The 20924-nt window shown below is 46.2% G+C and carries 21 protein-coding genes; 20 read left to right on the top strand and 1 reads right to left on the bottom strand.

Annotated features, from left to right (window positions below):
* Positions 1–2: 2 nt before the first annotated feature.
* The 16 genes from CLV27_RS05290 (at position 3) to CLV27_RS05215 (ending at position 16908) form a co-directional block, all read left to right on the top strand.
* A complete protein-coding gene (locus CLV27_RS05290) occupies positions 3–476 on the top strand; it encodes a universal stress protein (RefSeq protein WP_132526546.1) in 474 nt (157 codons plus the stop codon).
* Between the two features lie 3 nt (positions 477–479).
* The gene (gene mtnA, locus CLV27_RS05285) at positions 480–1538 is read left to right on the top strand and encodes an S-methyl-5-thioribose-1-phosphate isomerase (RefSeq protein ID WP_132526544.1); all 1059 of its coding nucleotides are present in this window, start codon (positions 480–482) and stop codon (positions 1536–1538) included.
* Positions 1504–2388: a type II secretion system minor pseudopilin GspK gene (gene gspK, locus CLV27_RS05280; RefSeq protein ID WP_132526542.1), complete on the top strand. Its 885-nt coding sequence runs from the start codon at positions 1504–1506 to the stop codon at positions 2386–2388. Before mtnA ends, gspK begins: the two co-directional genes overlap by 35 nt.
* The gene (locus CLV27_RS05275) at positions 2385–3626 is read left to right on the top strand and encodes a hypothetical protein (RefSeq protein ID WP_132526540.1); all 1242 of its coding nucleotides are present in this window, start codon (positions 2385–2387) and stop codon (positions 3624–3626) included. The genes gspK and CLV27_RS05275 overlap by 4 nt, the downstream gene beginning before the upstream one ends.
* Complete coding sequence (gene gspM / locus CLV27_RS05270) at positions 3619–4173, top strand: type II secretion system protein GspM (RefSeq protein WP_132526538.1); 555 nt, start codon at positions 3619–3621, stop codon at positions 4171–4173. Before CLV27_RS05275 ends, gspM begins: the two co-directional genes overlap by 8 nt.
* Complete coding sequence (locus CLV27_RS05265) at positions 4170–4931, top strand: hypothetical protein (RefSeq protein WP_132526536.1); 762 nt, start codon at positions 4170–4172, stop codon at positions 4929–4931. The genes gspM and CLV27_RS05265 overlap by 4 nt, the downstream gene beginning before the upstream one ends.
* Position 4932: 1 nt before the next feature.
* The gene (ruvA, locus tag CLV27_RS05260; protein ID WP_132526534.1) at positions 4933–5493 is read left to right on the top strand and encodes a Holliday junction branch migration protein RuvA; all 561 of its coding nucleotides are present in this window, start codon (positions 4933–4935) and stop codon (positions 5491–5493) included.
* Entirely contained in the window at positions 5490–6440 is a 951-nt protein-coding gene (gene ruvB / locus CLV27_RS05255) for a Holliday junction branch migration DNA helicase RuvB (RefSeq protein WP_132526532.1), read from the top strand. Before ruvA ends, ruvB begins: the two co-directional genes overlap by 4 nt.
* Positions 6441–6531: 91 nt before the next feature.
* Positions 6532–6948 (top strand): hypothetical protein, encoded by a 417-nt coding sequence (locus CLV27_RS05250; RefSeq protein WP_132526530.1) that lies wholly within the window; start codon positions 6532–6534, stop codon positions 6946–6948.
* 18 nt (positions 6949–6966) lie between these two features.
* Positions 6967–10677, top strand: a complete 3711-nt coding sequence (locus tag CLV27_RS05245) for a cytochrome c3 family protein (protein ID WP_132526528.1) — start codon at positions 6967–6969, stop codon at positions 10675–10677.
* Positions 10678–10754: 77 nt separating this feature from the next.
* Complete coding sequence (locus CLV27_RS05240; RefSeq protein WP_132526526.1) at positions 10755–12020, top strand: peptidyl-prolyl cis-trans isomerase; 1266 nt, start codon at positions 10755–10757, stop codon at positions 12018–12020.
* 65 nt (positions 12021–12085) lie between these two features.
* Positions 12086–13120: a selenide, water dikinase SelD gene (gene selD, locus CLV27_RS05235; protein ID WP_132526524.1), complete on the top strand. Its 1035-nt coding sequence runs from the start codon at positions 12086–12088 to the stop codon at positions 13118–13120.
* A 30-nt stretch (positions 13121–13150) separates the two neighbouring features.
* Complete coding sequence (gene rimO, locus CLV27_RS05230) at positions 13151–14530, top strand: 30S ribosomal protein S12 methylthiotransferase RimO (RefSeq protein ID WP_132526522.1); 1380 nt, start codon at positions 13151–13153, stop codon at positions 14528–14530.
* Positions 14511–15728 carry a homocysteine biosynthesis protein gene (locus CLV27_RS05225; protein ID WP_132526520.1) on the top strand — a complete coding sequence of 406 codons (1218 nt, stop codon included), beginning with the start codon at positions 14511–14513 and terminating at the stop codon, positions 15726–15728. Before rimO ends, CLV27_RS05225 begins: the two co-directional genes overlap by 20 nt.
* Before the next feature lie 3 nt (positions 15729–15731).
* Positions 15732–16634, top strand: a complete 903-nt coding sequence (gene thrB / locus CLV27_RS05220) for a homoserine kinase (RefSeq protein WP_132526518.1) — start codon at positions 15732–15734, stop codon at positions 16632–16634.
* Entirely contained in the window at positions 16627–16908 is a 282-nt protein-coding gene (locus CLV27_RS05215; RefSeq protein ID WP_132526516.1) for a hypothetical protein, read from the top strand. Before thrB ends, CLV27_RS05215 begins: the two co-directional genes overlap by 8 nt.
* Before the next feature lie 36 nt (positions 16909–16944).
* On the opposite strand, the gene rsmH is transcribed toward CLV27_RS05215, so the two are convergent.
* Entirely contained in the window at positions 16945–17829 is an 885-nt protein-coding gene (gene rsmH / locus CLV27_RS05210; RefSeq protein WP_132526514.1) for a 16S rRNA (cytosine(1402)-N(4))-methyltransferase RsmH, read from the bottom strand.
* Between the two features lie 50 nt (positions 17830–17879).
* Here rsmH and CLV27_RS05205 point away from each other — a divergent pair, with 50 nt between their 5' ends.
* The 4 genes from CLV27_RS05205 to smpB are packed head-to-tail and all read left to right on the top strand — an operon-like array spanning position 17880 to position 20818.
* The gene (locus CLV27_RS05205; protein ID WP_132526512.1) at positions 17880–18521 is read left to right on the top strand and encodes a lysophospholipid acyltransferase family protein; all 642 of its coding nucleotides are present in this window, start codon (positions 17880–17882) and stop codon (positions 18519–18521) included.
* Positions 18518–19402, top strand: coding sequence for a 4-hydroxy-3-methylbut-2-enyl diphosphate reductase (gene ispH / locus CLV27_RS05200; protein WP_132526510.1), 885 nt, complete (start codon positions 18518–18520; stop codon positions 19400–19402). The genes CLV27_RS05205 and ispH overlap by 4 nt, the downstream gene beginning before the upstream one ends.
* Complete coding sequence (locus CLV27_RS05195; protein WP_243644883.1) at positions 19320–20384, top strand: S1 RNA-binding domain-containing protein; 1065 nt, start codon at positions 19320–19322, stop codon at positions 20382–20384. Before ispH ends, CLV27_RS05195 begins: the two co-directional genes overlap by 83 nt.
* On the top strand, positions 20360–20818 hold the full coding sequence (gene smpB, locus CLV27_RS05190) for an SsrA-binding protein SmpB (RefSeq protein ID WP_132526508.1): 459 nt from the start codon (positions 20360–20362) through the stop codon (positions 20816–20818). The genes CLV27_RS05195 and smpB overlap by 25 nt, the downstream gene beginning before the upstream one ends.
* Positions 20819–20924: the final 106 nt, after the last annotated feature.

Below are 20924 nucleotides of genomic sequence, written 5' to 3'. Positions count from 1 at the left end.
TAATGCCACTTTTTAAGAAAGTCCTCTACCCGACCGATTTTTCTGAACTTGCAGAAACTGCAAAGGATTACGCCTTAAAGCTAAGGGAGGCCGGAGCAGAGGAGGTTGTTCTCCTCCACGTTATATCTCCACTTGAGTTTAGCCTTCCCCAGTTTGACGACCCCTTTGCCCTTGACGTTGCTCTTCTCTACTCCCACCTGCCCGAAGTTGAAAGGGAAGTTCTAAAGCGCCACCAAGAGATGCTTGACATCCTTGCAGGGGACTTTGAGAAGGCAGGTTTTAATGTAAAGAAGGTTCTCACCGTAGGAACTCCCTCAGACGAGATAGTCAGGGTGGCAGAGGAGGAAGGGGTTAACGTTATAGTTATCGGTTACCACGGTAAAGGACTTATGGAGAGAATCCTTGAGATTGGAAGCACGGCCAAGGCAGTCATAAAAAAGGCCGAGTGTCCTGTCTTAGTCGTTAAGAGGAGGTAGGAAATGGCGAGAATAAAGGATATACGTCCTCTAAAGTGGACAGGAGATTCCCTCCTACTCCTTGACCAGAGGAAGCTTCCTCTAAAGGAAGAGTGGATTGAGTGTAAGGACTACGAGTGTGTTGCACGGGCAATAGAGGAGATGGTCGTTAGGGGAGCTCCCGCTATAGGCGTTGTTGCTGCTTACGGAGTTGTTCTTGGCGCAAAGGAGGTAGCGGGAGAAACCAAGAACTTTTTGGACTTTAAAGCTAAGCTTGAACTGATAATCAACAGGCTCGCTGCAACCCGTCCAACGGCAGTTAACCTCTTCTGGGCTTTAAAGAAAATGAAGAGGATAGTTGAGGCGGGAAGGACTATTGAGGACATCGTTGCGGCCCTTGAAACAGAAGCTGTGAACATTGAACAGCAGGACGTTGAAACAAACAAGAAAATAGGCCAGTACGGAGCGGAGCTCCTTTCTTCCCGCGAAGTCATCCTTACCCACTGTAACACGGGAGCTCTCGCAACTGCCGGCTACGGAACGGCTCTCGGCGTTATCAGGGCCGCCGTTGAGGCGGGTAAAGAGATAACAGTTTACGTTGATGAGACCCGTCCTTACCTTCAGGGGGCAAGGCTTACAGCTTGGGAATTACAGCAGGAAGGAATTCCCTACTACCTCATAACCGACAACATGGCAGGCTGGCTCATGGCCTCTGGAGAGATTACCTGTGTAATAGTCGGAGCGGACAGGATTGCCCTAAACGGCGACACGGCCAACAAGATAGGAACTTATGCCCTTTCAGTCCTTGCAAAGGAGCACGGCATTCCTTTCTACGTTGCTGCTCCCACCTCAACCTTTGACCTCTCAATAAGGAGCGGTAAGGAGATTCCCATAGAGGAGAGAGCTCCAGAGGAGGTTCTCTTCTGCCACTGTCGTGACTGCCGCATAGCTCCTTACGGGGCTAAGGTTAAAAATCCCGCCTTTGACGTTACGCCACACGAGAACATAACGGCGATAATTACCGAAAAGGGTGTTATAAATTCGCCTAATGAGGAAAAGATTCTTGAGTTCTTCAGGGAGTAGGAAGGGGTTTGTCCTCTTCCTTGTCCTTGTTATGGTTTCTGTTACCGCCTCTTTTCTCTTTTCCCTTTACTACGTTTCAACGCTAAACTTTAAAAAGGCTGAAAGTTTCAGGGACTATACCGTTGCTTACCACGCCGCCGTTTCTGCTGTGAAGCTTGCCCTCTACTTCTTGAGAAACGACAACAACGGCTTTGACGGTATCGGTGACGATTGGGCTTCCCCTTTTTACTACAACTACCGGGGAATTTCTGTTTCCATTAGAATAGAGGACGAGTGTGGCAAGATTAACGTTAACAATCTGAAGGATAACCGCTGGTACGGTATAGCTCAAAGGCTCTTTGAAAAACTGGAGCTTAATGTAGACTTGGCTGATGCTCTTAGGGACTGGATTGATGGCGATGATGAAGTCTTTGGGAACGGTGCAGAAAGTTTCTACTACGAGGGGCTTGGGTACCGGCCTTCAAATGTTCCTATGAAGAGTATCTATGAGCTATTTTACGTAAAGGGGGTTGATGACAGGGTTTTTAAGAAGCTGAGGAACTACCTTACGGTCTATGGCGGGAAAGTTAACGTGAACTCCGCTCCAAAAGAGGTTCTCTTAGCCCTTTCTCCTCAAATGGGCGAGGACGCTGTGGATAGTATAATTGAGAACCGTCCTATAAAAGATTTAACAAAACTAAAGGAGCTCCCCGGTTTTGATGAGGAGCTCTACTTTGAAATAAAGCCTCTAATAACGGTGAGGTGCAATTACTTCCGGATAGAGGCTACAGCACATAGCGGCGATACCACGGCTACAGTTGAGGCCTACGCGAATAGGTATAAAGTCCTTGAGTGGAAGGTAGTTCAATGATAGGCGTTGATGTAGGCTCTAAGGTTACAAAGTGGTTTGACGGTAGGTTCTTTGGGACAGGCCTTCCGGAGGGGAGGGGAATCGTAGCCGGCATTTCTGCGAGGACCGTTTTTATAAAAAGGTCCTTTTACCCTTTATGTAGGGGACACCAGCTAAAAAAAGTAATCCTTAACGACGTTTCCTCTGACATTGGGGTTTTACCAGAGGAAATAGCGGTCTCTTTCTGTCCTGTAAAGAGGGAAAAGGAGGGGTGTGAGCTCTTAGTCTTCGTAGAGAAAAGAGAGACATTACAGCCCTTAGAGGAGTCGTTTAAGGACCTTACTGCTATTACTGTTGATATCATCGGGGTAGCTACGGCTGCAAGGTTAGTTTATGGGGAGGATGAGCTAACCGTTATTGACGCTGGTGCTTCAAAGACGGCTGTTGTAGAAATTGTTGGCGGGAAGTTAAAGTCTGTTGAAATTGTAAGAGCTGGCTTTGAAGCTCTTAAAAGCGACCTTTCTTTCCTTGAAGACAGAATCTTTCCCCTTGTTAAGTCAAAGAGAGCTATCCTTGTAGGTGGAGGAGCTCTTGATGACGATTTTGTTAGACTCTTGAAAGAGCGGCTAACCGTAGAGATTCCAAATATTGAACCCTTTGGCGGAGAAACTCCCCTCTACTTTGGGGCTTTCGGCCTTTTTCACTTTAGGAAATCCTCCTGCAGGGCATCTTTTAAAGAGCTTTCCCTTTTTAGCTCAGAATTTTTTACAAAAAATAAAGGGAAGTTAATCGCCTCTGCCTTTATGGTTCTTTCAGGACTTCTCTTCCTTTCAGCTGCAGAGTACCTTTCTTACCTTCAGGCTAAAAGGAACTATCTGGAGCTAAAAAAGGAATACAAAAAAGCGGTAGAAAGGATACTCGGCGAAAGAGTTGTTGCACCAGAAGAGCAGCTCTCTCAAGCCTTATCTCGGCTTGAAAGGTTAAGAGAACTTCTGCTCCTTGATAAACCTTCTGTTCTCCTTTACGTTTCCGGCGTCTCTAAGGCTGTGGTTAACGACGTAAAAATTTTGAAAGTGGAGGGGAGCTCTGCGGCCGATAGCTTTAAACTCACGGGACTGGCAAAAAGCTCAGGAGCTCTGAAGAACTTTACGGACAGGCTAAAGAGTAGTTTCAGTAAGGTAAATACAGATGTTACTAAGGAAACCGATAAGGGTATTAAGTTCACGATTACGGTATCTGGGGTAAAGGGCGGTGCTTGAAAGGTTGAAAGAAACCTTTGTAGATTACCTTTCCGGACTTAATGAAAGAGATAGGTTAATCGTCCTTATTGGAACTCCTGTTGCTATCTTCCTTGCATTTGTAACTTTTGTCTTTTCCCCAATTAGTTCACTTGAAAGAGAGTACTTAAAAAGGTCTCAGAAGTTAAAAGAGAGGGTAGAAAAGCTAAGGCCTAAGGCTCTGGAGTTTGTCTCCCTTAAATCGGAGGTTGAACCTGCCCTGCGGAGAGTTAGGAGAGGGAAGAACTTGAACGTGGCTGACTACGTGAAAAAGAGGGCTCAAACGTACTCTATTGAGGTTAAGAACGTAAAGGTTTCTGTAGGCAGGGTTCAGGAAGGAATTGAGGTTAAAACTGTAACCGTGAGTTTCTCAGAAGTTTCCCTTAACAAGCTCGGTAGGTTCATAAGGAGCTTGGAGAGCTCTCCCTACTACTTCAAGTCAACTTCCCTTGAAATCTCTGATATGGATGAGAACGGTCTCGTTTCTGGAAAGGTTACCTTCAACTTTATGAGGAGCGAGGAAGGATGAAGAAGTTCTACCCTTTTTTAATATTCCTTCTCTCCTTTCCGGTATTTCTCTACCTATCGCTACCGATTGAAAGGTTTGTTGAGGGGGAGCTCTGCAAAAGGGGGATAAGCTACGGGAAAGTAGAGGTTGAGCGATTTCCTCCCAAGGTAGAAGTTAAAAAGCTGAGCCTTTTATCTCTACCTTTTTCTATTGAAGAGGTTGAAATTTTTCCAGAGATAAGCAGTATCTTTTCCGGTAGTAAACGCTTAAAGATTTCCTTAAAAGCGTGTAGTGGTGAGGGAGAAATAGAACTTGATTACCCTGTATCAAGTTTAGAGTTTTTTCTTGAATCTCTTAACGTAGCAAAGTGCGTTAAAGAGTTGCCTGTAAAGGTAGAGGGGCTTTTGTCTTTAAGCGGAAAGTTCCGTTTAGATGCTGAAAAGAAACTCCTTAAGGGTGGAAGAGGAAGTTTTTCCCTTCAGAACGTAAAGGTTGGAGAGCTCTCCTTTGGTCTTTTCTCCATTCCGGGTTTAAACCTTGGTAAGGTAGAGGGAACTTTTACTGTAAAAAGGGAGAACGTTGTAAGCCTTGAGGCAAAAGGAGCCGGTAGAGATGCTGAAATAAGCGTGAAGGGTTATATTAACGTTGACCTTAGAATTCCTAAAAGGTCTTACCTCAACTTGAAAGTAAAGGTTAAACCTAAGGTGGCTCCTTTAAAGGGTAGAACCTTCTCCTTCAGGATTAAAGGCTTTGCCGAAAACGTAACGGTAGCAAGGTAAAATGGTTGACCTTGTAAGAGGAACGGTTGTCTACAAGTATCCCGATAGTATCTCTGTTCTGTGTGGCTCTTTCGCTCTAAGGGTTTTTGTCCCCCTTAGGGTTCTTACGGAGGTAAAAGAGGGGGATACTGTAGAGCTCTTTACAAAGCTCATCCTGCCTCCTGAAGGGACACCAACCCTTTACGGATTTAAGACCTTAGGGGAGCGTTCTCTTTTTGAGACCCTCTTAAAAATCCCGAAAGTGGGTGCGAAGGTGGCTATGAGCATAATCTCCCACTTTTCAAAGGAAGAGCTTGAGGCGATAGTTTCGGCCGGTGACGTAAAAGCCCTCTCTTCTGTTCCGGGACTTGGTAAAAAGCTCTCAGAGAGGATAATACTTGAATTAAGAGGGAAACTTGAAAGGAGTGTGGAAGTACCGGAAGAGCTAATGGAAGTTCTCCTTTCATTGGGTTATTCTAAGAAAGAGATTGTAGTTAAACTAAAAGGTGTAAACCTTAGTGGCTTAACCCTTGAAGAGGCTGTTAAGCTGGCCGTTCAGAAACTCTCTGGGAGAGAAACTTGATAGAAAGGCCGGAAAGTCTTGACCAGTTCATAGGTCAGGAGAAAGTAAAAAAAGTACTGAAGGTGGCGATTGAGTCGGCGAAGAAGAGGGGAGAGCCCCTTGACCACGTCCTCTTTTACGGTCCTCCGGGAACGGGGAAAACGACTCTCTCTATGATAATAGCTAAGGAACTCGGAAAAGAAATCAAGATAGTTTCTGCTCCAACTATAGAAAGGAAAGGGGATTTAATAGCTCTCATTACTTCCTTAAACGAGGGGGACGTTCTATTCATAGATGAGATTCACAGGCTCAACAGAAGCTTGGAAGAGAGCATCTACTCGGCTATGGAAGACTTTAGGATAGACATCGTTACGGGTTCTGGGAGTAAAAGAGCTCTCTCAATAGAGCTCCCCCGTTTTACCCTTATAGGCGCAACAACCCGGCTTAACCTTTTAACTCCTCCTTTTCGCTCCCGGTTTGGACTCATCTGTAGGCTGGAGCTCTATACTGCCTCAGAACTTGCAAGGATAGCCAAGAAAAATGCTGAAAAACTTGGAATTGTTTTGAGTGAGGGAGCTCTCAAAATTTTAGCCCGCTCAAGTAGGGGAACTCCGAGGATATTAAACCAGCTCCTCAAACGCTTTAGGGATTACGCTACAGTTCATGGCTGGGAAAAAATCGGCGAGGATAGAGCCAAGAAGGTCCTTGATGAGCTTGGTATTGACTCCTATGGCCTTGATCAGATGGACAGGAAGATACTAAAAACTATAGCTGAAGTCTTTAAAGGGGGGCCAGTAGGTCTAAACACCTTAGCTATGGTTTTAAAGGAGGACGTTGAAACCATCGCTAACGTCCACGAGCCCTACCTCATTGAAATGGGGTTCATAGTTAGAACTCCAAGGGGCAGAAAGATAACCCCTGAGGGACTTCGTGCTATAGGTTACCTTCCTTCGCCGAGTTTGCTTTAATAAAAGATTATTAATGTTGAAAGATTATGGATGTTCTGTTAGAATTAGAATCCCGGAATGTAAAAATTTTGTAAACGCATTGGAGGACGAGATGAGGGCGAGGTGGAGAAAGAGTAAGCTGACCCTTACAACTTCCTTTATACTGAGTGCGGTTCTTGCCTCGCAAGGGTATGCCGATCACGAGGCCATAAAGCTCCTTGACACGGAAGGGAACAGCATCATCAGCGGACTTTCCTCTGAGACCATAGAGGTAAAGGACAAAAACGGGAACGTCGTTTCCCTTAAAAAGGGTAAACCGGTCAGCTGGGAAAAGACCTGTGGCCAGTGTCACGAGGAGATAATTGAGGACCTCCGCATGTCCCACCACGGAGCTGTTGGAATCCACGACATGGGCTGGATGGACAACGAAGAAACCCACGGTGATGATACTGGAACTAAGGATTTTGTGACCAATCAAGTGTTGAAAATGCGCTACTTCCGCAGTAAGTCCCACTACGGGGGCTGGTGACCACCTTCCTACCGCCAGTTGGCGGCAAAGAATCCTCTAAACGACCCTGCAGTTCCAGATGGAGCAGTAGAAGGCATAAACCCTGCAGATGCCAACGCTTACAAAGGTTTCAACTTTGATATGGGAACTATGAACCACAACATAACCTGTAACTCCTGCCACGCAGGTGGAGGAGCTGCTCAGTTTGGAAGGGAGGACAAGCCTCTTGATGAGGTTCTAAAAGAGAGGCTCGGCGATAGTGACTTTGAAGCTCTGGCAAGTAATAAGGACTGGTTCATCCACGACGATACCCTTATAGCGAAGGTAGGAATTGACGGAGACCTCTTGGGTTACTCAGACTACGAGGTCGGAGCCGGTTACATAGGAAAACCGGGAGTCTTTAACTTCAAGCGTTCTGGAGTCAACGATACCGACTGTTTCATGTGTCACGCTGACGCCTCCCAGAAGGATAAGACTGTTCACACCCAGCTTGGAGTTGCCGACGTTTACCCGATAATGCCTGCAAACCCAAGAGTTATGGTGTTTAAGGGAGTTACGGACGAAGGAGAAACGATAGTCATTTCCCTTGGAGTTCCTCCAAAAGTTGGAGAAACAATTAACGGAAAGACCGTTGCAAAGGTTGAGTCTGCCTACTACAACTCCGTTCCATTAGAGGTTCTAAAGGCCGTCTACGGCGTTGACGACACATTCATAAACGACGTAATAAGGAACGGAACAGAAGCAAAACCCTTTATTCTCTATCCAAACAACGCAAACGGAGCGACCAGAGAGGTAGCGAGGGTTGTTTACTTTGAGCACCCAGAGACCACTAAGGACAAAGACGGCGGAGAGCCCTACGTTGGTGGCGGAGCGGCTCTTTTAAAGGACAAGGATGGAAACGTAGTTTACAGAACCTTTGCAGGATTCTTCTTTAAGTACATCTCCACTGCCTCTTTAATGGGAGTTGACACTGACCAAGACGGGGTTCCCTTAGCCTACGTGAGGTTCGTAAAAGACGGTGATATTTGGAAGCCGGAAGTTTACTACGACGCTGACGAATTTAACGATAAGGGAGAAGTTGAGCTACCGATTCTTCAAAACAGGGAGGAAGAAACCTACACCTACTCCGTTCCGACAAGCAGCGGAACGGCAGACAATCCTTATCCTCAGATGACAAACGGTACTAAGAATAGGGAATGGGGATTTGTTTGCTCCTACTGCCACATGGCAATCGTTTACCCGTCTGCAGAGGTTGACACAAACGGGGACAACGTAAAAGACACGACCTACTACACTTGGGTAACGAGAAAAGGAACCCTCGGTCTTGCTGCTGAGATAGTTAAGAGGGGAGACGTCTTCTCTTACGATATCCACAGAGGAGGAGAGGATAAGGGTAACTTACAGGCAACAGACCTTCAGGGTTACGACCTTGCCGACCCAGTTCAGAAGCAGCAGGCCTTCTCCAAGATGCAGAAGGCAAAATCAGTTATCTCCTTTGACGATGTCCCAATAGGTTACGACGTTCATTTTGACAGCGAGAAAGGTGGTATGACCTGTCTCTCCTGCCATGGAGAGGGAACGCTTACGGAAGAGGAGAAGGAGCTCCACCCCGTCCACCACGACTTCCTCAAAGGTAACGACTGGGGAGGTCACTGGGACCAGTCCCTTGACTACAACCCATCCTTGAAGACCTGTGTAGACTGTCACTTCGGTGGCTCAAGGGAGCTTGCAGCTCAAGTTCACCAAGAGAAGTTTGGACCTGAAGGGAACGCTGCGATTCACATGGAAAAGATTGCCTGTGAAGTGTGTCACATTCCTTACAGAACCCACTGGACCTTCAGGGCCTTCTACGATGTTCTTGGATACTCCTACAACTTTGACAACAGGATGCTCTACTACAAGGAAAACGAGAACAACAGCGTTCAGTTTTTACCCATTGATATGTTCTCCCCCGGATTTGGTCCATTCATGCCAATAGCTGGGTATGGTGCTCCACAGCCCTTCCCGATAGCTAAAACTGCTAACGGTAAGGACGTTGTCGTTCCAATCTACAAGGTTGACTTTGACCCAAGGCAAGCTGCTTTAAGGCTTGAGAGAACCCAGTTTGGTATCTGGAAAGTTCCTCAGGAATCTTTCCCTTGGGGATGGGCTACCGTCATAATCAACAACGGCTTTAGGCCAGATGAGCCGGGTGGCCAGAGGTTCATATACAGAATTGCAGACCCACTTACCCTCGTTACTTGGTACGACAAGTCAACCGGTAAGGTTCTTTACACGAGGGAGATAAACGCGGCCTTAAGCGGTGAGGTAACCTCTGAGGCTGCCTCTTCGGGAATCCTACCTGCTGGACAGAGCGACAAGAAAGTTCCTGCTTACTACTGGGAGAACAACAAGGTTTGTGTTAAGACGATACTGGGTGACCCAATCTGCGACGACAACGGAGACTTCATGCCGGAGATTGACACGGATACTGAGTATGATGCTATGAAGAGAGCTATCACTGAGGTTCTTAAGGCGGAAGGAGTTAAAAACCCAGACCCTGTCTTTTACATCTGGACGGCTCCATTTAGCATTGACCACGGCGTTCTTCCAAAAGAGTATGCCCTTGGTGCTAACGAGAAGAGCATAAATGGAGAGGAGCTCTCCTGTTCTGCTTGCCACGATGCAAGGAATGGAAGACTTCCTCAGGCTAACATGGGGGACATAGAAGGAGATGAAACGCTATCTTCCCTTATTGTTAAGAACTCTGATGGAACGATTAAGTACTTCGGACTTGGAAGGGAAATCGTTACAGTTCCTGTAAAAATACCTCCTAAGGCTTACAGAGAAGCTGTTGAAGCTCATACCTTAGTATTCTTTAACTCCCCGGAGAACGAGGAAGGAGAGCCTATCTACGGAACCATGAGTTGGGGAGGAAAGAACTACGAGGTTATGATTAGGCACGCTGGAGACTTTCTCGTAAACGCCCTCTCTAACGGCCTTGACATTGACAGACACTTAGTTCCGATACCTGTTGAAAGTAGCGGCATTGACGGTATTGCCTTTGCTGTTCCGGCTACAGCACCAGAAGAGTGGAAGAACAAGAAGTGGAGTATGAAGTTTGAAGGAGTTCCCGTTGAGGTTGAGACAGAGGTTCTTCCAGAAGGAGAAATGCCAAGAAGGGCTATTGTTGTAAGGCTTAAGAATGAACTACCGGAGCTCCTTGGCTTTGAACACCTTGCCGATGAAATCGTTGATGCAGGCGAAAGAGAAGGGGTTGAAGCGGTATTCACGCCAGTTATTCTCTCCCACTACATAGAGAAGCTGGAGTTTAAGCTTTCTGACCTTGGCGTAGCCAGCATTGACGACCTTTACCTCAACTACGCCGAAATAGTCAAGGTAAGACATTCAGAGGGAGAGAAAGTTTCTTACGAAGTTGACAAAGATAGCTTCAACCCTGAGTCCATTACTATGAGGGAAGCTATCAACAGGGGATGGGCTTCCTACGACTCCTACTCCAAGACGTTAACCTTGAACGTTGCTGCCATTAGGGCAGACTCAAGGGCTACAGGTGAAGGAGAGCTTGCTGTAGCTATCCTGAGGAACATTACGCCAACTGCTGGAAGCGAGGCCGAGACGCCTACCGGTGGTGGCGGTGGAGGCTGTTCAGTAACACCAGCTGCAAGCCCTGCTTCTGGGGCATTCAACCTTGGAGTTCTCTTCTCTGGTCTCCTCGGACTGTTTGGATTTAGAAGGAAGAAGAAGCAGTAAAATGTTCCTTGGTACTTCTTAGCCCTCAGGCCCTTTGTAGGGCCTGAGGGATTTCACTTTTTTAATGGAGGATAGAAATGAGACGCTTTTTGCCAGCCCTTCTATTGGTGGCTTTTATTTCAACTTCCTGCGAAAGTGGCGTTCAAAAAGCGGAAACCAAGAAGGAAACTGTCTGCACTGAGGATACGCTACTTGCCTCTGGCAAGGGGATAAGAATTACCTTGGGAGATTACAGGTACGTTGAGGAGCTCTTAAAGCCTAAGGCGAAGGACTACTTCTCAAAGCACCCGGAAGATTTACTTAACAGAATGATAAATAGAAGGCTTGTAATTAAGTACGTTGAAGATTCAGGACTTGCTAAAAAGTACGGTTTGGACAGGGAAATTGAAAGGTTCAAGAAGGAGTACCTTTCTCGTTACTACGTTTCCCTACAAGCTCAAGAAGTGGCAGAAAAGGTAACGGACGAGGAGATAGTTAAGCGTTTCAAGGAGCTCTTCCCAGACAAAGACCCTTCAAAGATGACAGAAGGGGACAGGAAGTTTATAAGGAACGAGCTAAAGGTAAAGAAGTACGACGAGGCTGTGAGGGACATTTACGCCAGTGTTGAAAAGAAAATAGCCTTCACCCAGAAAGACGGTAGAGTGGTTGCAAGCTGCTGCGGGATAGAAGTCGCAGCAGAAGGAAAAGATACCTCAAAGCTGAAAGAAAAGCTGAAAAAAGAGCTCCTAACAGAGTACTTTTACAGGAAAGCTGTAGAGAAGGGTTACGATAAAAACCCTGAGTTTCAGAGGATGCTTACCGAGTACTATGCCGGTAAAGCTATAGAAGTTTTCAGGAAGGAGCTCCGCAAGAAAATAACCGTAACCGAAGAGGAGATAAAGAGGTTCTACGAGCAGAACAGGGAAAAGTTCAAAATGCCGGAGAGGGCAAAAGCGGTTGTTTTCTACTTCCGCAGTAAAGAGAGGGCAGAGAAGGCAAAAGAAGAACTTGAGAAAGGTAAAGACTGGAAACAGGTGGCAAGGGCTTTTGCCCAGTTTACGGCTAAGGAAAAAAGCTACTACAACGACCCTAAGGATCCTGTAGGAACGCTGATATTTATGGGAGGGGACAAAAAAGCTGGTAAGGTCTTAATCGCCGACCTCGGTAGTAACAGGTACATCGTAGTTAAGGTTCTCAAATTTATTCCCCCCAAGGAGATTACCCTTACGGAAGCCCGTAACTACATAACTTTAAGGCTTGAAGGGGAAAAGCTGAGGGAGAAAGAGAAGGAGCTCCTTAAAAGCTTGAGGGAAAAGTATGGAGTTAAACTTTTTAGAGAAAACTTTGAGTGTTTAAAGGGCTAAACTTTTCCCTTAAGGGTTTAGTGTATACTCAGTTAAGCTGTAGAACGGAGCTCTGGAGGTAAGTATTGAAACCCTTTAAGCTGACCCAGACGGTTAGGGCTTCCGGCTGAGGGGCGAAGTTAAGCCCGGTCGGGCTTGAGAAGGTTCTCAAAGAGCTTGAGATACCAGTGGATGATAACGTCCTTGTCGGAATAGAGACGTCTGAGGACGCTGGTATTTACAAACTTTCAGATGAAGTTGCCTTAGTTCAAACGGCAGACTTTATAACTCCTGTGGTTGATGACCCTTTTGTTTACGGCCAGATAGCCGTTGCGAATGCCCTCTCTGACGTTTACGCTATGGGCGGAAGGCCTTTAACGGCTATCAACCTTGTGATGTTTGACGCCTGCAGGGTTCCTATGGAATACCTTAAGGAAATCCTGCGGGGAGGAATTTCTAAGCTAAAAGAGGCTGGAGTTTCGCTGATTGGTGGGCACACGGTGGACGACCTTGAGACGAAATACGGTCTTTCCGTTACGGGGATTGTCCACCCAAAAAAATTTGTTAGGAACTCCACGGCAAAGCCCGGCGATGTCCTCATATACACAAAGCCCCTCGGTATAGGCGTTCTGACGACAGCCATAAAGGCCGGGATGGCTTCTCAGGAAGAGATAGAAGAAGTTTCAGAGGTTATGACAACGCTGAACAAGTACGCTTCAGAGGCAATGGTTGAAGTTGGAGTGAATGCTTGCACGGATATAACCGGCTTTGGGTTCTTGGGACACCTTTACGAGATGGTGAAGTTTAGTGGAGTTGGAGCAGTGATTTACTCTGAAAAGCTACGCTTTTTGGAAGGAGCAAAGGAATACGCTGCGATGGGTCTTCTCCCTGCTGCTACTTATGATAACGTTGACTACGTTGGAAATAGCGTTAGATTTTCTGACTCCGTTGACGAGGATACGAGAATGCTCCTCTTTGACCCTCAAACTTCAGGAGGGCTCCTCATTGCCGTTCCGGAAGAAAGGACAGAGCTCCTTATAGAGAGGTTGAAAGAAAAAGGTGTGAAGTGGATTCAGGAAGCTGGTAAGATTAAGGAAGGGAACTTGATTGAAGTTGTTTAACTTTTTTGAACTCCTCAAAGGAGAGGACACTTGAAGAAAAAGGTTGCGGTCATAAGCTTGGGATGTCCCAAGAACTGGGTTGATACTGAAAACATTGTAGGTCTCCTTAAAAGTACGGGAGATGTTGTTTTCGTTGGGGACTTAAAGGAGGCCGACATAATAATTATCAATACGTGCGGCTTTATCCAGCCAGCCAAAGAGGAGTCCATAGACGAAATCCTTACGGCGATTGAGGAGAAGAAAGAAGACCCCGAAAAAAGGGTTATAGTCGCTGGCTGTCTCTACCAGAGGTACAAGGAGGAGCTAAAAAAAGAGCTCCCTGAGGTTGACGCTTTCTTAGGCATTGATGAGATAGAAAGAAGCGTTGAAAAAATACTCAACAGGAAATTTGCTGCCGCGAAGCCTTACCTCTTAAGGGAGGTTCTTACCCCTAAGCACCTTGCCTACCTCAAAATTTCTGAGGGGTGTTCAAACGCCTGTGCTTACTGTGCCATTCCTCTTATTAGAGGACCTTTAAGGAGCAGGCCTATTGAAGAACTTGTGGAGGAAGCCAAGATTCTGGCAGATAAAGGGGTAAAGGAGCTCTACGTCATAGCTCAGGACACTACGGCCTACCTCCACGATAGAAACGAGAGGGAAGGGTTCGTTAAACTCCTAAAGAAACTGGAAAAGGTAGAAGGCATAAGGTGGATACGGCTTATGTACACCTACCCTTCTCACATAACTGACTCTCTCATTGACCTGATTGCAGACTCAGAGAAAATCGTTAAGTACATTGACGTTCCCCTCCAGCACATAAACGATAAAGTTCTTGCCTCAATGGGCAGGAAATACACAAGGCGTTACGCTGAAGAACTGATAGAGAAGCTCCGCAAGAGAATTCCGGGGATAGCTATCAGGACCACCTTCATAGTCGGTTTCCCTACCGAAGGTGAAAAAGAATTTGAAGAGCTCCACTCCTTTATAAAAGACGTGGAATTTGACTGGGCGGGCTTTTTCAAGTACTCCCGTGAGGAAGGAACTGCAGCTTACAGGCTCGGAGACCTTCCAGAAGAACTGAAAGAGTCAAGGCTTAACCTCTTAGAGGAGACTCAGTTCTGGATATACGAGAAAAAGCACAGAGAGCTTGTGGGAAAAGGGTTTGAACTAATAGTTGACGGAAAGAGTGAGGAGATGCCGGGATTTGTAGAGGCAAGGAGCTACAGGAACGCCTATGAGATAGATGGAATCATATATTTAAAAGGACATTTCCGTCCCGGCGAAATAGTAAAAGCAGTTGTAACGGATCTTGCAAGTAACGTTGACCTCATCGCGGAGCCAATAGGTGATAGAGATAAGGCCTCTGAGCGAAGAGGAAAAAGAGGAACTCCAGAGGACAGGGGTAGAGTAAATGGAGAGAGAGCAGTTTAAGGTAGTAAAGACCTACGAGGAGATAAACGAGAAGATAAGGAGAGGTGAGGCGGTAGTTGTTACCGCCGAGGAGATGATAGAGATAGTTGAAGAGCTCGGGGTTGTTAAGGCGGCTGAAGAGATTGACATTGTAACGACTGGAACCTTTGGAGCAATGTGTTCTTCTGGAGCTTTCCTCAACGTCGGCCATACGAAACCAAGAATGAAGATGGAGGAAATTTACCTTAACGGAGTTCCTGCATACGGAGGACTTGCCGCCGTTGACCTCTACATCGGTGCAACAGCTCTACCGGAGAACGACCCGAGGAACGAGGTTTACCCCGGAAGGTTTGAGTACGGTGGAGCTCACGTTATTGAAGAACTCATAGCCGGTGAGGACATAGAGCTTGAGGCCTACGCTTACGGGACGGACTGTTATCCAAGGAGGGAGATAAAGAAGCTTATTAACATAAAGAACATAAACGAGGCAATCCTTTGTAATCCGAGAAACGCCTATCAGAACTACAACGTGGCAGTTAACAGGTCCTCCCGCACTATTTACACCTATATGGGAACTTTAAAACCCAACCTCGGGAATGCCACTTACTCCAGTGCGGGACAGCTAAGCCCCCTCTTAAACGACCCATTCTTTGAGACTATAGGAATTGGAACGAAGATATTCTTAGGGGGCGGCATTGGTTATATAGCTTTCCACGGAACGCAACACGCTCCCTTTGGGGTAAAGAGAAGTAAGAAAGGTCAACCTATGTCAGGTTCTGGAACGATTATGACAGTTGGTGATATGAAGCAGATGTCAACGGACTTTATAAAGGCAGCTTCCTTCTTGGGCTACGGCGTTTCTCTCTTTGTTGGTATAGGAATTCCGATACCTATTCTCAACGAAAGGATTGCCTACTACACGTCTGTGAGAGACGATGAAATCTTTGCTCCGGTTGTAGACTACTCTGTGGACTATCCTTCAGGAAACATCAAGCCGATAAAGTACGTGAGTTACGGGGAGCTCCGCAGGGGCTTCATAGAGGTTGAGGGTAAGAAAGTTCCTACGTCTCCTCTCTCTTCTTACTATAAGGCGAGGGAGATAGCCAACATCCTTAAAGAGTGGATAAAGAGCGGAGAGTTTGAGATAACTAAGCCCGTAGGAAAACTACCCGCTCCCGAACCCGACGTTGTGATTGAGTACGACGATAGGAAGGAGTAAAAGATGAAGTTTAAAGTTTCTGTTCCTGCGTCTACAAGTAACCTCGGTCCGGGGTTTGATGCCTTAGGGCTTGCCCTTACCCTCTATAACGACTTTATCGTTGAGCCTTCTGATTTTTACTCGGTTGAGATAGAGGGAGAAGGAGCTGAGGAGCTCCCAAAAGACGAGACCAACCTCTTCTTAAGAGCCTACAGGAGCACTATGGAGTACTTAGGTTTAAATCGGCCCATAAAAGTTAAGCTCGTCAACAGGATTCCCTTAGGAAGGGGACTTGGGAGCTCTGCAACAGCAATCGTTGGAGGGATACTGGCTGCGGAGAAGATATCGGGGAAGGAGCTCTCTCTCCCAGAGGTAATTGACGTTGCCTTTAAGTTTGAGCCCCATCCGGACAACGTTCTCCCGGCATACACCGGAGGCTTTGTAGTTGCTGCAACAAACGGAGACCTTTCCTACATAAAGCTTGACTGGCCAGAAGAGTTAAAAGTTATCATTGTAGTTCCAGAGCTCTTCCTCTCAACTGAGGAATCCCGCTCCGTCCTTCCAGAAAAGTACGACAGAAAAGACGTTATCTTTAACATCCAGAGGGTTTCTCTTCTCCTTGGAGCTCTCCAGAAGAAAGACTTTGGACTCTTAAAAGAGGCCGTTAAGGACAGGGTTCACCAGCCCTACCGCTGTGACCTCATTCCCTCCTTCTGGGAGATTCTTTCAGAAGGTTACAAGGCAGGAGCTTACGCCGTTTACCTTTCAGGTGCAGGAAGCTGTATAGGAGCTTTAGCAGACAAGAACTTTGACGAAATCGGAAAGGCCATGTGCAACGTCTTTGACTCCCTCGGCATAGAGTCCCGCTACCTTATCCTTGACGTTGACAGGGAGGGTGCGAGAATAGAAGAGGAATTGGATGGGTAAGCTGACAGACCTTGCCTTAGCTACGGCTAACTCTTCCTTTAAAGAAGAACACTGGATAAGTGCTTGTGATGTAGTGGAGGCTGTTAAAACGCGCAAAATTGAGGAAAGTAAGCTATTACAGCTCATAGACTTCTTTACCGACAATAGTGTGGAAACAATTTGGGATTTTTGCGTCAACCACGGGATAGACCTTTGGGAACTAAAGGAGTTTTATGAAAAGTGCATAAAGCCTTACGCTGTTAATAGGGAACTTGAAGAGCTCTGGAAATTCTGATGCTCTGGAAGGATACCCTGAAAGTAGCTTTAACCCTTATTCTGTTCCCTTTTCAACAGCTCTTAGTTTTGCGCTCCGGGCTGCGGGGTTTTCTTTTAGCTCTTCTTCTGTCGGTTCAAGGGGTTTTTTGGTTATTACCTTAAAGCCCTCAAGGCTTCTTAAGATGTTCTTAACGAGCCTGTCCTCAAGCGAATGAAACGTTATGACGACTATCCTGCCCCCGCAGGATAAGTGCTCTGCTGCGGCGGGTATTCCCTGTTCTATTTCCTCAAACTCTTTATTCACGTAGATTCTTATCGCCTGAAATGTCTTTATCGCCGGGTGTTTTTTCTTTCCAGCCCAGAGTTTCTTTGGGATTACATCCTCTACAATTTTTGCAAGTTCCGTCGTTGTCTCAATGGGTTTTATCTTCCTCTTTCTAACTATCTCTTTTGCAATTTTCCTTGCAAAACGTTCTTCTCCATACTTAAAGATTATCTCTGCAAGCTCTTTTTCTGACAGTTCGTTAACAACATCCTTAGCGGTTAACTTCTGTCTCCTGTCCATCCTCATATCAAGGGGTTGTTCCTTCCAGACGGTAAAGCCCCTTTCTCCTCTAAGGTGGAAGTGGGAAACGCCAAGGTCAAAGAGAACTCCGTTAACTTTCTCAACTCCCTCAGATTCAAGAACCTCGCCTATCTGTGAGAAGTTGGCGTGGTAGATGGAAATCCTATTCCCGAAGGGTTCAAGTCTTTTAAGAGCTCTCTCTATGGCCTCTTCGTCCCTATCTATGGCGATGACTCTGTTTTTTGGGTTTGCTTTGAGGATAGCTTCTGTGTGGCCTCCTCCGCCAAGGGTGGCGTCAACGAAAATTCCGCCCTCTTCTGCCTTTAAGTATTCAATAGCTTCTTTGAGCATTACCGGTGGGTGGTAAATCTCCATCTTTACCTCTTGAAAGTACGTTCTGGTTTTGTATTTGATAAAATAGCCCTATGGAAGCTCTCACCGCAAACTATCCTTGGGTTAAGAAAAAAGTTGCTTACTGGGTCTGGCTTCATAGCGTTGCAAGGTTTATAGCAACTTTCTGTAGGCTGAAAGTCTATGGAAGAGAAAATATACCAGCTACTGGAAGCGTCCTTCTTGTAGCTAACCACAGGAGCTACCTTGACCCTCCCCTTGTGGCCTTTGCTGTTAAAAAAAGGCCCGTTTTCTTTATGGCAAAGGCGGAGCTCTTTGAGACTCCACTACTTTCAACTCTTATAAAGCACTGGGGAAACGCTTTTCCTGTAAAGAGGGGTAAAGTTGACCTAAAAGCTTTAAAAACCGCCTTAGAAGTGCTTGGAAAAGGGGAGCTCGTATGTATCTTTCCGGAAGGGCAGAGAGCTCCAGCGGGCAAATTTTTAAGGCCTAAGTGGGGGGCAGGGATGGTAGCTTTAAAGGCAAAGGTTCCTGTAGTTCCCTGCCTTATAGAAGGAAGCGAGAAAGTGATAGGAAAAGAGAAACTTTTTTCAGGTCTTCCGGATGTTACGATAAAGTTTGGGAAGCCTTTCCGCATAGATTTAGAGGACAAGAAGGAGAACTACCAGAAGGCGGCTGATATACTTATGGAAAGGATAAAGGAGCTAAAGGCGTGAAAATTAGGGTAGCAAAGAGCGCTGGCTTTTGTTGGGGAGTGAAGAGAGCTGTAAACATTGCAGTTGAGGCCGCCAAAAAAGGGAAAGGAAAGGCCTACTGTCTTGGGGAACTTATCCATAACAAGAGAGAAATAGAAAGGCTTAAAGCCCTTGGAATGGACTTTGTTGAGGATATGGAGGCGTTAGAGACGGGGAATACTGTAATAATTCGTTCCCACGGCGTTGCTCCTCAAGTTTTCAACTACCTGAAGGAAAAAGGGCTTGAAATAGTTGATGCTACTTGTCCTTTCGTAAAAGAGATTCACGACAAAGTTACGAAGTTAGAGAAGGAGGGTTATCCTGTCCTAATCTTGGGGAATCCCAAGCATCCGGAAGTAAGAGGAATAGCTGGACATATAAAAGACCCTATCATCGTTAATTCCTTAGAGGAGTTAGAAGAACTTCCCCAGTTTTCAAAGCTTGGTGTTGTTTGCCAGACGACACTAAATATGGACTTTTTCCGTAAGGCGGTCTCCCTGCTTGCACTTAAAGCAAAGGAGTTAAAGGTATACAATACAATATGTAAAGCCACAACTGTAAGACAGAAGGAGACGAGGGAGCTTGCCTCTCAGGTGGACGTTATGCTCATCGTTGGAGGAAAGAACAGCTCAAACACAACAAAGCTCTATCAGATTTCTAAGAGCGTTAATGAGAGGAGCTATCATATAGAATCTAAGGAAGAGATAGACCCTTCTTGGTTTGAGGGAGCAGAAGTTGTAGGAGTAACTGCTGGGGCCTCTACCCCTCAGTGGGTTATAGATGAAGTTGTTGACTACCTTAGACTTCTTGGTGAAGGGGGAAACTGGAGTGGAAGGGGAGTTTGCCAAGCTGCTGGAAGATAGTTTTAAGCGCCTCAATCAGGAGGTTATAACGGGCACAGTTGTTAAGGTTACTGACCACGAGGTCTTTGTTGACTTTGGCTGGAAGTCGGAAGGGGTAGTCTCTGTAAAGGAGCTCGGCTACAAACCGAAGGTAGGGGACAAAATAGACGTTTGCATCGTTGAGCCTGAAACAGAAGAGGGTTACGCCCTCCTCTCTGTTAACTGTGCCCGTTCAATAAAGGAATGGGAAAGGGTTGCTACGGAGATAGAGAAGAAAGGTGTTGTAAGGGGAAGGATAAGGCAGAGAGTTCGTGGGGGGTATAAGGTTCAGCTGGAGGATGGGCTTACCGTTTTCCTGCCGATGTCGCAAGTTGACATAATGCCGGTTACAAAGCCGGATGACTGGCTTGATAGAGAAATAGAGGCCAAGGTACTTTCCGTTGATAGGAAAAGGAGAAGCATAGTAATTTCCCGTCGGAGGCTCCTTGAAGAGAAAAGGGCGGAGAAGCGGAAAGAAACACTCAAGAGGCTTAAGGAGGGGGATATAGTAGAAGGAACCGTTAAGAACATAGTTGACTTTGGGATATTTGTTGACGTTGATGGGGTTGACGGTCTTGTTCACAAGAGCGACATATCGTGGTCTGGATTAAAAACGCCCTTTGATGTTGCAAAGATAGGCGACAGGATAAGGGTTAAGATAAGAAAGATAGAGAGAGATAAAGAAAGGCTTGTTCTCAGCCTGAAGGAAGTAACGGAGGATCCTTGGAAAAAGGTAGAAGAAAAGTACAGGCCGGGAATGGAAGTAGAAGGAATAGTTGTAAAGGAAGATAAAAGAGGTTACTGGGTGGAGCTCCCCGGCGACATCGCAGGCTACGTTCCTGCCGTGAGCCTTCCGAAAGGAGTAAAGCTAAAGTACAAGCACAGGTATAAATTTACCGTTGACAGAGTTGACGCTGAAAAGAGGAGAGTGATACTGAAATGGCAGGAAGAGCTCCAGAAATAAAAAACAAAAAGGCGTACCACGACTATGAGATACTTGAGAAGTACGAGGCTGGTATAGCGCTAAAGGGAACGGAAGTAAAGTCTCTACGGGAAGGAAAGGCAAACCTTAGGGATGCCTTTGTCAGAATAGAGGACGGTGAGGCTTACCTCTTTAACGCCTACATAGCTCCCTACAGCCACGGCAACCTCTTCAACCACGAGCCAACGAGGAAGAGAAAACTTCTCCTCCACAAGTCGGAAATAAAAAGACTTTTTGGAAAGAGTCAGGAAAAGGGTCTAACGATAATTCCCTTAAGGATGTACTTTAACGAGCGGGGGAAAGTAAAAGTAGAAATAGCTTTGGCCAAAGGAAGGAAGAAGTACGATAAGAGAGAGGCCATAAAGAGAAGGGAGCTTGAGAGGGAAGCCCAGAAGGCTATGAAATTCTACAGGTAACTTTGCTGTCGTTTGCTAACGGCACCGAATCGCCCTAAATTTAGAATCGGCGGTTAGAAGCTGTCTGTGTTCATCGCACTCATACTCCTTTTTTGTGTGAGCGGTT

Source organism: Phorcysia thermohydrogeniphila, from assembly GCF_004339575.1.
GTDB classification, from domain to species: Bacteria; Aquificota; Aquificia; order Desulfurobacteriales; family Desulfurobacteriaceae; genus Phorcysia; species Phorcysia thermohydrogeniphila.
The sequence above is the reverse complement of the archived record's forward strand: the minus strand, read 5'-3'. Positions and strand labels throughout refer to the sequence as shown.